General features: G+C 53.4%; 14 protein-coding genes. 13 read left to right on the top strand and 1 reads right to left on the bottom strand.

The features are described from left to right. The 8 genes from Q0X64_RS03615 to Q0X64_RS03580 all read left to right on the top strand — a co-directional run bounded on the left by Q0X64_RS03615 (position 1) and on the right by Q0X64_RS03580 (position 7,680). Entirely contained in the window at positions 1-978 is a 978-nt protein-coding gene (locus Q0X64_RS03615; protein ID WP_297809146.1) for a PhoH family protein, read from the top strand. Continuing rightward, positions 975-1,442: an rRNA maturation RNase YbeY gene (ybeY, locus tag Q0X64_RS03610; RefSeq protein WP_297809144.1), complete on the top strand. Its 468-nt coding sequence runs from the start codon at positions 975-977 to the stop codon at positions 1,440-1,442. Before Q0X64_RS03615 ends, ybeY begins: the two co-directional genes overlap by 4 nt. Continuing rightward, positions 1,439-2,296, top strand: a complete 858-nt coding sequence (locus Q0X64_RS03605) for a transporter associated domain-containing protein (RefSeq protein WP_297809142.1) — start codon at positions 1,439-1,441, stop codon at positions 2,294-2,296. Before ybeY ends, Q0X64_RS03605 begins: the two co-directional genes overlap by 4 nt. A 41-nt stretch (positions 2,297-2,337) precedes the next feature. Next, positions 2,338-3,792: an apolipoprotein N-acyltransferase gene (gene lnt, locus Q0X64_RS03600; RefSeq protein ID WP_297809140.1), complete on the top strand. Its 1,455-nt coding sequence runs from the start codon at positions 2,338-2,340 to the stop codon at positions 3,790-3,792. A 12-nt stretch (positions 3,793-3,804) separates the two neighbouring features. Beyond that, positions 3,805-5,256: a TrkH family potassium uptake protein gene (locus Q0X64_RS03595; protein ID WP_297809139.1), complete on the top strand. Its 1,452-nt coding sequence runs from the start codon at positions 3,805-3,807 to the stop codon at positions 5,254-5,256. After that, entirely contained in the window at positions 5,257-5,832 is a 576-nt protein-coding gene (locus Q0X64_RS03590) for a class I SAM-dependent methyltransferase (RefSeq protein WP_297809137.1), read from the top strand. A gap of 123 nt (positions 5,833-5,955) precedes the next feature. Next, on the top strand, positions 5,956-6,156 hold the full coding sequence (rpmE, locus tag Q0X64_RS03585) for a 50S ribosomal protein L31 (RefSeq protein WP_297809135.1): 201 nt from the start codon (positions 5,956-5,958) through the stop codon (positions 6,154-6,156). Positions 6,157-6,186: 30 nt separating this feature from the next. Next, complete coding sequence (locus Q0X64_RS03580; RefSeq protein WP_297809134.1) at positions 6,187-7,680, top strand: M48 family metalloprotease; 1,494 nt, start codon at positions 6,187-6,189, stop codon at positions 7,678-7,680. On the opposite strand, the gene Q0X64_RS03575 is transcribed toward Q0X64_RS03580, so the two are convergent. Further along, positions 7,681-10,059, bottom strand: a complete 2,379-nt coding sequence (locus Q0X64_RS03575) for a penicillin-binding protein 1A (RefSeq protein ID WP_297809133.1) — start codon at positions 10,057-10,059, stop codon at positions 7,681-7,683. A gap of 194 nt (positions 10,060-10,253) precedes the next feature. Here Q0X64_RS03575 and Q0X64_RS03570 point away from each other — a divergent pair, with 194 nt between their 5' ends. The 5 genes from Q0X64_RS03570 to Q0X64_RS03550 are packed head-to-tail and all read left to right on the top strand — an operon-like array spanning position 10,254 to position 15,200. Then, the gene (locus Q0X64_RS03570; protein ID WP_297809131.1) at positions 10,254-11,312 is read left to right on the top strand and encodes a pilus assembly protein PilM; all 1,059 of its coding nucleotides are present in this window, start codon (positions 10,254-10,256) and stop codon (positions 11,310-11,312) included. Beyond that, entirely contained in the window at positions 11,312-11,872 is a 561-nt protein-coding gene (locus Q0X64_RS03565) for a PilN domain-containing protein (RefSeq protein WP_297809129.1), read from the top strand. The genes Q0X64_RS03570 and Q0X64_RS03565 overlap by 1 nt, the downstream gene beginning before the upstream one ends. 2 nt (positions 11,873-11,874) lie before the next feature. Continuing rightward, positions 11,875-12,465, top strand: a complete 591-nt coding sequence (gene pilO, locus Q0X64_RS03560) for a type 4a pilus biogenesis protein PilO (RefSeq protein ID WP_297809127.1) — start codon at positions 11,875-11,877, stop codon at positions 12,463-12,465. A gap of 33 nt (positions 12,466-12,498) precedes the next feature. Next, on the top strand, positions 12,499-13,035 hold the full coding sequence (locus tag Q0X64_RS03555; protein WP_297809125.1) for a pilus assembly protein PilP: 537 nt from the start codon (positions 12,499-12,501) through the stop codon (positions 13,033-13,035). 29 nt (positions 13,036-13,064) lie between these two features. After that, positions 13,065-15,200, top strand: coding sequence for a type IV pilus secretin PilQ (locus tag Q0X64_RS03550; RefSeq protein WP_366517473.1), 2,136 nt, complete (start codon positions 13,065-13,067; stop codon positions 15,198-15,200). Positions 15,201-15,213: the final 13 nt, after the last annotated feature.

The following is a 15,213-nucleotide window of genomic DNA, read 5'->3' as shown; positions in this document are numbered from 1 at the left end:
GTGACCAATTCTACTCATTCGCTCGATAGCGTCAGCTTCGAACTGAGTCCCGCCGATAATCCCCGACTTGCCAACCTTTGCGGCCATCTGGACGAGCATATAAGAATGCTTGAACGTGGCTTTGGCGTCGAGATTAATAACCGCGGGATCAAATTTCAGATCATCGGCCCGGCCGATGTGCTGATTCTGGTGCAGGAGGTGATTCATGACCTCTATGCCGATACCGCTGACCATGTTTTACAGCCCGAACAAATCCACCTCGCCATTCGCGACAGTGGCGGCGAGGATACCTCGTCGTTCAGCGAGCCGGATAAAGAGGTCGTCATTAAAACCAAGCGCGGTCTGATCAAGGCCCGTGGTGATAATCAGCAGGCGTATCTGCGCCGGATCATGACTCATGATATTAACTTCGGTGTCGGTCCGGCCGGTACCGGTAAGACCTATCTGGCGGTGGCCTGCGCCGTGGAAGCACTGGAGCGTGATTTTGCCCGTCGTATTGTGCTGGTCAGACCGGCGGTGGAGGCCGGTGAACGACTGGGCTTTCTGCCTGGCGATCTGGCTCAGAAAGTCGATCCTTACCTTCGGCCCCTGTTTGATGCCCTTTATGAAATGCTGGGCTTTGAACGCGTCGCCAAGTTGATGGAACGTAATGTCATCGAGGTGGCGCCACTGGCCTATATGCGTGGCCGCACGCTGAATGAATCCTTCATTATTCTGGACGAGGCACAGAACACCACCATCGAGCAGATGAAGATGTTCCTGACCCGCATGGGCTATAACTCGACTGCCGTGATCACCGGCGATATTACCCAGATTGACCTGCCGGGCAATCAGAAATCGGGTCTGCGCCATGCCATTGAAGTATTGAAGGATGTCGAGGGCATCGGCTTTACCTTCTTCCAGGCTAAGGACGTGGTGCGTCATCAACTGGTGCAGAAAATTATTATGGCCTACGATAAGGCCAATAAACCGTCATGACCGTGATCGTGGATTTTCAGCACGCCTGTAGCGGCGAAACGCCCGATGTCGAGCAGTTTCAGAACTGGGCTGAGGCAGCGCTGGCGCAAGTCGAAGAAGACTGCGAGCTCAGTATTCGCCTGGTTGATAGCGAAGAAAGTGCCGAGCTTAACAGCGAGTATCGCGGCAAAACCGGCCCCACCAATGTGTTGTCGTTTCCCTTCGAGGCGCCGATTGAACTCGAGCCCAGATTGCTGGGTGACCTGGTGATTTGCCTGCAGGTCGTTGAGCGCGAAGCCGCCGAGCAGGGCAAGGCCGTTGATGAGCACTGGGCGCATATGGTGGTTCATGGCTGTCTGCATCTGCTGGGCTACGATCATATTGAAGACGACGAAGCTGAGCAGATGGAAGCGCTGGAAATTCACATCCTGCAGTCTATTAACATTGCTAATCCCTATCAGTCGCCGGGAGTAACTGATTCATGAGCGAAGGTCGACCGAGTAGTCCGTCCTGGGTACGAAAACTGAGCAACCTGTTCCTGGAACCCCAGGATCAGGATCAACTGATTGAATTAATTCGTTCCGCCTCCGAGCGTCACATTCTTGATGCTGAGGCATTATCGATTGTCGAGGGCGCGCTCAGCGTCTCGCAAATGCAGGCCCGCGATATTATGCTGCCGCGTTCACAGGTGGTCATGGTCTCGCGTGATGCACCGGCGGAAGAAACCCTGAAACTGGTCACTGAAACGGCGCATTCGCGGTTTCCGGTGATCGACGATGATCGCGATGATGTGATCGGCATTCTGCTGGCGAAAGATCTGCTGGCGGCGGTCGTCAACAGCGGGGATTTCAAGTTTGACCTGCGGGAACTATTGCGACCGGCGGTGTTTATTCCGGAAAGCAAACGGCTCAACGTGCTGCTGCGTGAATTTCGTGCCCGTCGTAATCATATGGCCATCGTGGTGGATGAATATGGTGGGGTCGCCGGGATCATTACTATCGAGAACGTGTTGGAGCAAATCGTCGGTGAAATCGAAGATGAGCACGATATTGATGATGATGCGCCGATCCTGCAGCGCAGCGAAGACACCTACACGATCAAGGCGCTGACCACGGTAGAAGACTTCAATGAGCATTTCGACACCGAATGGAGCGATGAAGACTTTGATACCGTCGGCGGTCATGTGATGAACCAGTTTGGCCACCTGCCGCAACGCGGTGAGCAAATCAATGTGGGGCGCTTCCAGTTTACCGTGCTGCGCGCTGACAACCGGCGTTTGTACCTGATGAAAATGATAGTGTTGCCACCCGAGCAAGAACTCGAAGCCGAAACCGAATAACAGGGAGTGCGCTAAGCATGCAGGGCTGGAAAGGAAACATATTGGCACTGATCGCCGGTGCCCTGATGCCGCTGGCATTTGCCCCGTTTTTCATCTACCCGCTGGCTATTCTCAGTCTGGCCGGCTTGTTTCTGAGCTGGCAGCAGGTGACACCTAAACAGGCTGCCTGGCGGGGCTGGTTGTTTGGCCTGGGCCTGTTTGGTGTCGGTGTTTCCTGGGTTTTTGTCGCGATTCATGTGTTTGGTCAGTCTGGCCTGCTGCTGGCCTCGATCCTGACTTTTCTGTTTGTTGCTATTCTCTCGCTCTACCTGGCGGGATTGGGCTGGCTGGTCAAAAAACTCAGCCCCGGCATGCTTTCAACCAGAGACTGGCTATTGCTGTTGCCGGCTGGCTGGCTTGGTTTCGAATTGTTCAAAGGCTGGTTCCTCAGCGGTTTTCCCTGGCTCGAACTTGGCGTTAGCCAGATCGAAGGGCCACTGGCCGGCTTTGTGCCTTTAATCGGGATCAGTGGCGTCTCGCTGCTGGTGGCCCTGACTGCCGGTCTGCTATTGACCGTCTGGCAGCAAAGACGGGTTTTGTGGCTGTTACCCTTACTGTTGCTCTGGGGCGCGGGACAGGCACTTAAGCCGCTGGACTGGACCCGGGCAAGTGGTGAGCCCGTGGCCACCACCATTATTCAAGGCAATGTGCCTCAACAAATCAAATGGCAGCCGGAGCAGTTGGTGAATACCTTGGCGCTATATCAGACCATGACCCGTCAGCACTGGGACAGCGACCTGATAGTGTGGCCGGAAAATGCGCTGCCGGCCTTTTATCACCAGCTGGAAGACTTCTATCTGACGCCGCTGACCGAGGAAGCCCGCGACAATAACAGCGATATTCTGCTGGGGCTGCCGGTGCGTGATGATGATGGCGTCAGCTACTACAACAGCATGATGGTTGCTGGTGACACTAAAGGTTTTTATCACAAACAGCACTTGGTGCCGTTTGGTGACTACGTGCCGTTTGAATGGTTACGGGGCCTGATTGCCTTTTTCAATCTGCCGATGTCGGCCTTTGTGCCGGGCCCTGCCGGACAGCCATTGCTGGAAGCGGCGGGGCACAAAGTCGGTATATCCATTTGCTATGAAGACGTGTTTTCCAGCGAAGTGTTGCAGACTGTGCCGGAAGCGGGGCTATTGGTGAATGCCACCAATAATGCCTGGTATGGCGATTCCTTTGCCCCGCATCAGCATTTGCAGATTTCCCGCAGCCGGGCGCTGGAAACCGGTCGGCCACTGGTCAGGGCCACCACCAACGGTATTTCCGCCTTTGTCGATTTCAAGGGCCGGGTGATGGCGCAAACCCCGCAGTTTGAAAAGGCCGCATTGACAAGCTCAATCCAGCCACGGACAGGCGAGACGCCTTATGTCACTCTGCAGCGATGGCCAATCTGGCTGCTGTCGTTGTTGATGTTGCTGCTGTGGGCGTATTATCGACCAAAAAATTCTGTGTAATTTAAGACTTCGATGCAATTTCTGACGATTCAGCGCATTTTAGGGATTTTACTGACCCTGTTCAGTATTACCATGCTGCCACCGGTTCTGGTGTCCTGGTATTATGGTGACGGGGCTAGCCAGGCCTTTATCTCGGCCTTCTTTCTGCTGCTGACCATCGGTCTGTGTTTCTGGCTGCCGGCGCGGAATCATCGTAAAGAACTCAAAATCCGTGACGGCTTTATCGTCGTAGTGATGTTCTGGATTGCGCTGGGCCTGTCGGGCTCTCTGCCGTTTTTCCTGACCGAAGTCCCCAAGATGTCGTTTACCGACGCGGTATTTGAGTCAATGTCAGGGTTGACCACCACCGGGGCGACAGTGCTGACCGGGCTCGATACACTGCCTAAGGCCGTGTTGTTTTATCGCCAGTTTCTGCAGTGGCTGGGCGGCATGGGGATCGTAGTACTGGCCGTCGCCATCCTGCCACTGTTGGGCGTGGGGGGCATGCAGCTTTATCGTGCCGAAACGCCGGGGCCGATGAAAGACTCCAAACTGACCCCGCGTATCACCGAAACTGCCAAGGCGCTCTGGTATATCTATCTGTCCCTTACCATCGCCTGCGCCATCGCCTATAAATGGGCCGGCATGAGCTGGTTTGATGCCATTGGCCATAGTTTTTCCACGGTCGCTATCGGTGGTTTTTCCACCCACGATGCCAGCATGGGCTTTTTCAACAGTGCCACGGTTGAAATGATCGCAGTGGCCTTTATGCTGATCTCCGGGATGAACTTCTCGCTGCACTTTCTGGCCTGGCGACACCGGTCAATCAAGCATTACTGGCGTGACTCGGAGCTGCGCACTTACCTGGGGATTCTGGCCTTTATTTCGGTGGTGACTTCAAGTTACCTGTATTTCAGTGATACCTTTGATGACCTGTGGACTGCCGTGCATCAAGGCGTGTTCCAGGCGGTCTCCATTGGCACCACGGCGGGCTTTACCACCACCGATTATTACCTGTGGCCGGGCTTTTTACCGATCCTGCTGCTGATGGCGAGTTACATCGGTGGCTGTGCCTTTTCCACCGGCGGCGGCATCAAGGTGATCCGCATTATGTTGCTGTTCAAACAAGGCTATCGTGAGATCCTGCGTTTGATTCATCCTAATGCCGTGTTTGCCATCAAGATCAATGGCAAGGCCTTGCCGGCCAAGGTCGTCGGCGCGGTCTGGGGCTTTTTTGCCATGTACGTATTCTGCTTCACCATGATGCATCTGTTTTTGATGTCGACCGGGCTGGATGTGGTGACCTCGTTCTCGGCCGTGACCGCCTGTCTTAACAACCTGGGGCCGGGGCTGGGCGAAGTCGGCGCTAACTTCGGTGATATCAACTCACCGTCGAAGTGGGTATTGTGCATGGCCATGTTGCTGGGGCGGCTGGAAATTTTCACCTTGCTGGTGGTGCTGACTCCGGCATTCTGGCGCCGCTGAATGAGTGAACTGCAGCAAAAGTGGGATCGACGTTACCGCGATCAGCAGACGCAATTGGCTGAGGCGGCCGAGGTGTTGCAGCAAAATGGCCACCTGTTGCCGGCCAATGGCGTAGCCATGGATCTCGCCTGCGGCTTGGGTGCCAATAGCCTGTTTCTGGCTAAGGCCGGGCTGAGTGTGATCAGCCGCGATATTTCCCCGGTTGCCATCAATAAACTGAGTGCTGAAGCAGCGGCGCAGGGTTTGGATATTGATGCCCGGGTGGCTGATGTAGAGCGGGAGTTTCCGGAAAAGCACAGTTTAGATGTCCTGGTGGTCACGCATTTTCTGGCCAGGGAAATGGCACCGGCCCTGATGGCCGCGCTCAGGCCCGGCGGCTTGCTGTTTTACCAGACCTACTGCCGGGACAAGGTGTTCCCGCAGGGACCAGGCAATCCGGATTATTTACTGGCTGACAATGAACTCCTGTCTTTGTTTGCCGGTCTGAATTTGAGAGTGTTCAGGGAGGAATCCTTGCTTGGTGCTCATAATCAGGGCTGGCGAAATCAGGCGATGCTGGTGGCGGAGAAACCCTGAAACACAGGTGACAAAATGAGACTTGCCTGCGCCCTGCTTGATCTATAAAATAATGCGGTTCAAAAGCTCAGCTTAGAAGATTTGAGCGAGATTTATCGCAAACACACATTAACGAGTACAGATATGAAAGCGGATATCCACCCTGAATACACCGAGATCAATGTTACCTGCAGCTGCGGTAACACTTTTAAAACTCGCTCTACACGCACTTCAGACTTGTCTCTGGATGTGTGCTCAGAATGCCACCCGTTCTACACCGGCAAGCAAAAAATGCTGGATACCGCGGGTCGTGTAGACAAATTCCGTCAGAAATACGGTAAGTAATCTGTCGGAATCAAACTTTATGGTTTGATGATGAAACACGTGTCAGTACAAATCAGTACCATGCACGACAGACTCCGGAGCCTCTGCCTGTTGGTAGGGGCTTTGTTGTTTCTGGGGCTGTCTGGCTGTGCCACCAACCCGGTCACCGGCGATCAGGACTTTGTTATGTTCGGTGAAGACACCGAGCTGCAGATGGGACGCAGCAACCACCCCAAGATCATCGCCGAGTATGGTCGTTATGATGACGAAGCCTTGCAGGCTTATGTGCAGTCAGTCGGTGAAAAGCTGGCGGCGGTGAGCCATCGTGATGATCTGGTGTATCGCTTTACGGTACTCGACTCACCGGTGATTAATGCTTTTGCGCTGCCCGGTGGTTATATCTATATCACCCGCGGGCTGATGGCCTATCTGAACTCCGAGGCGGAATTAGCAGCGGTGCTGGGCCATGAAATTGGTCACGTGACCGCCCGCCATGGTGTGCGTCAGCAAAGCGCGGCGCAGGCGGCCAACTTCGGCTATACGCTGGGCGCGATTTTATTACCCGAGCTGCGCGGCGCCGGTTCGCAGAACCTGTTCAATATGCTGGGGGGCGCTTTGCTGAGTGGCTATGGCCGCGAGCATGAGCTGGAATCGGATCGGCTGGGCGCCGAATATCTGGCCAAGGCCGGCTACACGCCGAAAGCCATGATTGATGTCATCAGTGTACTCAAGGATCAGGCGACCTTCGCCGAAGCAGAGGCTCAAAAACAGGGGCGTGATTACCAGGGTTACCATGGCCTGTTTGCCAGCCACCCGGATAACGACACCCGCCTGCAACAAGTCGTCGGCGAGGCGAATAAATACACTGAGGCGAGTAACGGCGCTATCAAACGCGAACCCTATCTGCAGCGTATTGCCGGGATGACCTTCGGCGACAGTGAAGCTCAGGGGATCCGCTCGGAAAACCACTTTTATCATCTTTCCATGCGTTTCGCGCTGGATTTTCCGCAAGGTTGGCATATCAACAATAACCCGGACAGCCTGCAGGCTATCGCACCGGAAGGTAAAGCCTTTATGGAAATGGGGGCCACCGATCTGAATCGTAAGCTGACACCGCGCCAGTTTATTGAACAGCGCCTGAAAGTCGATAATCTGCGTTCGGGTGAGGTGATTAAGCCGCATGGACTCGACGGCTATACCGGCATTACCTTACAAAAAGACAAGCCGCTGCGGATAGGAGTTGTTTATCTGCGGGAGCAGGCCTTTATCTTTTTCGGCACCAGCGAAAACAGCCGCGAATTCAATGCCTATGATCCGGCGTTTCTGGCCAGCATCAATAGTCTGCACACGCTCAGGGACGATGAAATTGCGCTGGCACGTGAGCAGGAACTGGAAGTCGTCACGGTGTCGGGCAGCGATAGCTATGCCCGCTGGGCTAGCGAGTCACGTATCAGCAACAGTCCGATCCAGCAGCTGCGGCTGCTCAATGATGATTACCCTGATGGCGAATTGCAGGCCGGCCAGATGGCCAAACGGGTACGCTGATCAGAATAAATCTATAACCGGCGACCCGCCATTGTCACCGGCATATTCACTGCTTGCCGGTGCCACCCTGGTTGGCGCATGATCCTCGCGGAAGGTTTCGTAAATCGCATCGCTGGCACCGGGTCTGGCGAGCAGGCCGGTTTGCGGATCGATTCTGACGGTGACCATATCCACCGGTTGTTTCAGCGGGGCTTCAGGCAGTCCCTGTAAAGCCACTTCCATAAAATCTATCCACATGGGCAGGGCCGCGCGGCCGCCGGTTTCATAGCGACCCAGCGAGCGCGGTGTATCAAAACCGACCCAACTGACCGCCACCAGCTCCGGGTGAAAGCCGTTAAACCAGGCATCAAGCTGATCATTGGTAGTGCCGGTCTTACCGGCTAAATCATTACGGCCCAGGCTCATCGCCTTGCGGCCAGTACCATGCTTCACTACATCACGCAGCAGGCTATTCATTATGTAGTGGTTCTGCGGTGTCATGATCTGCTCGGCCACTTTGAAACCGGTATTGTCGGCGTTGTTGTTATCCAGCAGACAGGTTTCACAGACCGTGGTGGGCGTGGTCTGCATGATAATTTCACCGTTGGCATCTTCCACTCGCTGGATAATATAGGGCTCGACTTTATAACCGCCGTTGGCCAGCGCCGCATAGGCTGTAGCCATATGCCAGGGTGCGGCACTGCCACTGCCCAAGGCCAGCGACAGGTTTTTATGCAGCATGGTGTCGTCAAAGCCGAATTTTTTGGCATATTCCACCGCATAATCGGCGCCGATATCGCGCAGCAGGCGAATCGAGATCAGGTTACGCGAGTGAATCAGCCCTTCACGCAGTCGGGTAGGACCAAAAAACTTGCCACTGTAGTTTTCCGGACGCCAGACATTTTCCAGCCCGGGATCATCAAACACCACCGGGGCATCATTGATAATGCTGGAAGCGGTGTAGCCTTTTTCCAGTGCAGCCGAATAAATAAAGGGCTTGAAACCCGAGCCCGGTTGACGGCGTGACTGGATCACCCGGTTAAACTTGTTATTGAAATAGTCAAAGCCGCCATTAAGTGCGGTAACCGCGCCATCAAAAGGCGCGACCGCCACCAGCGCGCCCTGGGCTTCAGGAAGTTGAGCCAGTTGCCAGCTTTCACCCTGCATGTTTTCCACGCGGATAATATCGCCGGCTTTCATCACATCGTTAACTGTTTTGGGCACAGCACCACGGCTATTGGTACTCAGTTTTTTGCGCGCCCATTTCATTGAGCCCAGACTGAGTTGAGCAAAGCCGGCCTGCTGAATAAAGACGGTGGCGGAGTCGTCAGTGACTTTAGTGACGATAGCGGGTTTCAATGGACCGATAGCTTCATAGGCTTCGAGTTTTCCGCTCAATGCAGCTTCATCTTCCTCCGGTGCCAGTTCGATTTCGGCAACCGGCCCACGATAGCCATGGCGACGGTCATATTCCAGCAACGCTGTTTGCAGCGCCTTATTGGCGGCCTGCTGTTGATCACCACGGATCGTGGTGTAGACATTGAAGCCGCTGGTATAGATTTCTTCACCGTATTGTTCAAACAGTTCTGTACGCACCATTTCAGCAACATAAGGCGCATAGACTTCAATTTCCCGGCTGTGGTAGCGGGCGGTGACCGGTGCTTCGCTGGCTTCGAGGAACGCTGCTTCGCTGATATACCCGACTTCCCACATGCGCTTGAGTACATAGTTGCGGCGAATCACCGCACGCTCCGGGTTGGCGACCGGATTAAACCGCGACGGCGCTTTAGGCAGTCCGGCAATCATCGCCATTTCCGCCAGTGTCAGATCGTTGATGGGGCGGCCGTAATAGACATTGGCGGCAGCGCCGACGCCATAGGCCCGTTTACCCAGATAAATCTTATTCATATAGAGGGTGAGAATTTCTTGCTTGCTCAGCACCTGCTCCATTTCCAGTGCCAGGATGATTTCGTTGAGCTTGCGCAGATAAGTTTTTTCATTACTGAGAAAGAAGTTGCGCGCAACCTGCATGGTGATGGTGCTGCCGCCCTGCGTTTTTTCACCGGTCATTAACAGCGAGTAGGCTGCACGGATGATGCCCTGATAGTCGACACCGGGATGCTGATAGAAGCGATCATCTTCAGCGGCCAGAAATGCCTGGATCAGGCGCTCGGGTAGATCCTTGTGCTCGACCGGGACCCGCCGTTTTTCACCAAACTCGGCCATCAGCGCGCCCTCGGAGCTGAACAGACGCAACGGTATCTGCAGCTGAGTCTGCTTTAGTGTCTGGGTGTCGGGTAACTTCGGGGCAAGCAGATAGTAGGCGCCGGCGGCGGCAATAACTGAGAGAATGCACAAAGCAAGGAGCAGGACAATAAATTTGCGGGCTAGTCGAGACATTGGGTTGAAAAATATTCGCAATAAATAAGTCACTAAAGTATATATAAAGGCAGGAATAAAAACAGTGATTCAGTACAAAGCCTTAGTTTTATTGACAATTGTTGTTGACATTCGCGTCGAACTTAATAAACTACTTTAACTAATAAGGCTAAGTGAGCTTATAACGACAGAATCAACGGGAATTGAGGCGACAGATGTTTGGACGAAAAAAATCTCCTTTACTAGGGATCGATATCAGTTCATCGGTAGTCAAAGTGCTTGAACTCCACAAGAAAGGAGATAAATATACTGTTGAGTCTTACGCTGTAGAGCCTTTGCCCGTTAATGCGGTGGTTGAAAGCCGTATTGAAAATCGTGAGGAAGTTGCCGGCGCCATCCGCCGCGCCGTCAAACGCTCAGGAACCAAAGCCAAAGAAGCCGCTGTCGCTGTCTCCGCCAATTCCGCCATAACCAAAACTGTTTCATTTTCTGCCTCCCTCTCTGAAAGAGAACTGGAAGAGAACGTGATGATGGAAGCGGAAAATTACATTCCCTACCCACTGGAAGAAGTCCGGCTCGACTTTGAAGTACTTGGCACCTCTGCCGCTGATGTGGATGCCATGGACGTGCTATTGGCGGCCTCGCGACGGGAAAATGTCGATGCCCGCACCGAAGTGGTGGAAAAAGCCGGCCTCAAACCGATGTTGGTCGATGTTGAAGCTTATACCATGGAGAATTCCTTCGAGCTGATAGCTCGTCAGTTACCCCATCATGGTCAGGGGCTGACTGTGGCTGTGGCGGATGTCGGTGCTACCGTGACCACTTTGCATGTGCTGGTCGATGGCAAAATCGTCTTTACCCGCGAACAGACTTTCGGTGGCCGCATGTTGACCGAAGATATAGAACGCCACTATGGCCTGTCCTATCAGGAGGCCGGCCGCGCCAAAAAAGACGGTAGCCTGCCGGATGATTACGGTCCCAAAGTGCTGGAACCTTTCAAACGGTCAATGACCATGACCGTTACCCGAGCTTTGCAGTTCTTTTTCTCAGCTTCCACTCAATATCAATCAATTGATCACATCATTCTCGCTGGCGGCTGCGCCTCGATTAAAGGGGTCGCCGATATGATTGAAGAAGAAACCGGCACTTCGACGTCGGTAGCCAACCCCTTTTCAGACATGGTGTTGGGGTCGAGGGTAAAAATACAGGCACTCAGCAACGATGCGCCGTCAATGATGATTGCCTGCGGACTGGCAATGAGGAGTTTTGACTGATGGCCCACATAAACCTTTTGCCATGGCGTGAAGAACGCCGCCAGGAAAGACAGCAGCAGTTTTACCTGGCGCTGGTTGCCGGGCTGATATTTGCTGCCGCGGTGCTATATGCGGTGGTGATGTATGCCGACAGCCTGATTGAAGGACAGAATCAGCGAAACAGTTTCCTGCAAATGGAAATTGCTAAAGTTGATAAGAAAATCAAAGAAATTAAAGATCTTGAAAAACAGCGGGAACGTCTGCTGGCGAGGATGCAAGTGATTCAGGAACTGCAGGCCAGCCGCCCCAAAATCGTCAAGGTGTTTGACTCACTGGCCAGAGTGGTGCCGGAAGGCGTCAACTTGGAGAAAGTCGATCGCACCGGGAATCTGCTTAAATTCGATGGTGTCGCCCAGTCCAATGCCCGCGTCTCGGTATTCATGCAGGAAATTGATGGTAATGAGGAATACGGTGAGTCACGGCTTAAAGTGATTAAGCGCACCTCAAGCAATGATGATGCGATCAGGAAATTCACGGTTGAAGTGAATGAAGCCAAGCCCGAAGCTGAAGGCGGAGAATAGAGATGGAATTGTCTTCAATTAGCGAACTGGATTTTAATGAAAGCGGCGAATGGCCGGTAGCTTTCAAGGTCATCGCGGTGCTGCTTATCTGCGCCGTGATTTGGGGGGGCGGCTATTACTTCCTGATCAAGGATAAACAGGCTGAACTCGAAACGTTGCAGCAGAAAGAAGTCGAGCTCAAGCAGGAGTTTGAAACCAAACAGGCCAAAGCAGTCAACCTGGAAGCCTATAAAGAGCAACTGGCGGAAATGCGGGTGATGTTCTCATCAATGCTGGAACAGTTGCCGAAAAAAAGCGAAGTGCCTGAATTGCTGGTGGATGTTACCCGCACCGGACTGATCAATGGTCTCGAGTTTGAATTGTTCCAGCCACAGGGTGAGCGGCCGGTGGACTTTTATGCTGAACTGCCGATTCAGATGACAGTGACCGGCAATTATCATCAGTTCGGCGAGTTTGTCAGTGGTCTGGCGGCGCTGCCACGGATCGTCACCATGCACAACATCACCCTCGGTTCAATCAGTGAAAAGACCGGCAAAATGACCATGAACATGACGGCCAAAACCTACCGGTATTTTGACGATGATGACAACTAAAACAATAAGTTGGGGATGGATAAGGAATCAGTCATGAGTCAACGATTTAAACTTTCTATCATTGTCATGGCGCTGGCGGTACTGGCGGGTTGCCAGGAGAATAAAAGCGATCTCAACGCCTACGTCGCGCAAATCAAATCACAGCAGAAATCGGATATTCCCCCTATTCCGGTGATGAAACCCTACGAGAATTTTGAATATGCTGCCGCCGATCTCCGCGATCCTTTTGTCCCGACCGTCGTGGATATGGCCGAGCCGGAGCCGGAGCCGATAGTGGACAACGGTATTCAGCCTGACTCCAACCGCCGCAAAGAGGCGCTGGAAGCTTTTGAGCTGGCAGAACTGCAATTTGTCGGCACGCTGGAGCAGGAGCAGGTCTGGGCGCTGGTCAGAGCCCCGGATGGTGTCATTCATCGGGTGCAGAATGGCAACTTTATGGGCCGAAACCACGGCAAGATCACGGCGATTAGCGATGACAATCTGGAACTCAGAGAAATCGTTCCCAAGGGCAATGGCGGGTTTATCGAAAGAGATACCTCTGTATCTGCGGTAGAGGTGAAACAGCAATGAATACCATGACAAATCAAAATGGAATGAACATGAATCAGCAGACTTTAGCGCTCAGCGCACAGGTGGGGGTAATGGCAATGATGAAAAAGCTCATCCTGGCTTCAGGCCTGCTATTTTTCGGTTTCACTGTCCAGGCTGCTGATTTGACGGCATTGGATTACAGCGCCATGCCCGGCGATAAAGCCCGGATTCAGTTGATATTCTCGGAGCCGGTAAGCAAGCCGCACAGCTTTGCGACCGATGATCCGGCGCGGATTGTGATTGATTTCGCGGGTGTGCAGAACCGCTTAACTGAACGCACCAGACAGGTTAACGTCGGTATGACCCGCAGCATTTCTGCTGTTGAAGCCGGCGACAGAACCCGGATGGTGATTAATCTGTTACAGAAAGTGCCCTACACCATCACTCAGGATGGCAACCAGATGCTGATTACTATCGACAGTGGCAGACAGAGAACAGCGAGCAGAGCTTCGGCCGGCAGCGCTGAAACGGCCATTACTGATGTCGATTTTCGCCGTGGCGAAAATGGTGAAGCCCGCGTCATCGTCAAGCTGAACAATGAAGATGCGGCGTTGGATGTGCGTCAGGAGCGCGGCAACATCGTGGTCGATCTTGCCAATGTCACATTGCCTGAAAAGCTGAACCGGCGGCTGGATGTGATGGATTTTGCGACCCCGGTACATTTTATTGACACCGAGTCCAGTGCCAATGCCACCACGCTGACATTGACCACGGAGGGCCAATACGAGCATTTGGCTTATCAGTCGGAAAATACCCTGGTGGTGGAAGTGAAGCCTTTACCTGATGAACCTCAGGCCGGTCGCAGCGAACAGTTCGGCTATACCGGTGAGAAGCTCTCTCTCAACTTCCAGAATATTGAAGTACGCGCAGTGCTGCAGCTGCTGGCCGACTTTACCGGCATGAATCTGGTCACCAGTGATACCGTCAAAGGTAACCTTACTCTGCGTTTGAAAAATGTGCCCTGGGACCAGGCGCTGGATATTATCCTCAAGTCTAAAGGCTTGGGCATGCGTCAGAGCGGCAACGTGATGATGGTGGCCCCAGCGGCTGAAATCGCAGCGCGTGAGAAGCAGGAACTGGAAGCGCAGAAGCAACTGGTGGAACTCGAACCACTCTATACCGAAATTGTTGAAATCAAGTTTGCCAAAGCCACTGAGCTGGCAACATTGCTGAGTTCACGCGGTTCGGGCGGTGCAGGTGGTGGCAGTAGCAATCAGAGAGGCTTCCTGTCGCCCAGAGGCAATATCACCATCGATCAGCGCACTAACTCACTGCTGATCCGTGATACCTCTGACAGCCTCGAGGAAATGCGTCAGGTCATCGACCAACTGGATAAACCGGTCAGACAGGTGTTGATCGAATCCAGAATCGTCATTGCCAATAATGACTTTAATAAAGAACTGGGCGTGCGCTTCGGTGCTAATGCCCGAAGTCGTACGCTTGGAGCCGGTGTCTCAGGCTCACTCGACGGTCTGGATGCACGAAATGGTAATACCAATCCTAATCTGGTGGAAACGCCTGAGACTGGGGCCGGTGGTGCGGGTGTCAGCTTCCCCAATGATTTGAACGTTGATCTACCGGTCTCCAATCCGTCCGGCTCAATCGGTCTGGCGCTGGCTAAACTGCCGTTGGGCATGATTCTGGAACTGGAACTGTCAGCGATGCAGGCGGAAGGCCGCGGCGAAGTGATTTCTTCTCCACGGGTCATCACCGCCAATCAGAAACAGGCCACCATTGAACAGGGTACAGAGATCCCTTATCAGGAAGCGACTTCCTCTGGTGCCACAAATGTGTCGTTCAAAGAGGCAGTACTGAAACTCGATGTCACACCGCAGATTACCCCGGATGATCGCATTGTGATGGATCTGGAAGTCAGCAAGGACGAGGTGGGTGAAGTGTTCCTGGGCGTGCCCAGTATCGATACCCGCAGCGTGGCTACCCAGGTACTGGTGGATAATGGCGAGACTGTGGTGCTGGGCGGGATTTACGAGCAAAGCATCAACGATAACGTAGAACGAGTACCGTTCTTTGGTGATTTGCCATACGTCGGTTTCCTGTTCAAAAATGAATTCAAGGAAGATCGTAAACGTGAACTACTGGTCTTTGTCACACCAAAAATTGTGAAAGAAGGCCTACAGTATTAAAATTCCCTGCAGC

It is taken from the genome of uncultured Methylophaga sp. (assembly GCF_947259025.1).
Taxonomy (GTDB): Bacteria; Pseudomonadota; Gammaproteobacteria; order Nitrosococcales; family Methylophagaceae; genus Methylophaga.
Note: the sequence above shows the minus strand (reverse complement) of the source record. Positions and strands in the feature narration are given on the sequence as shown.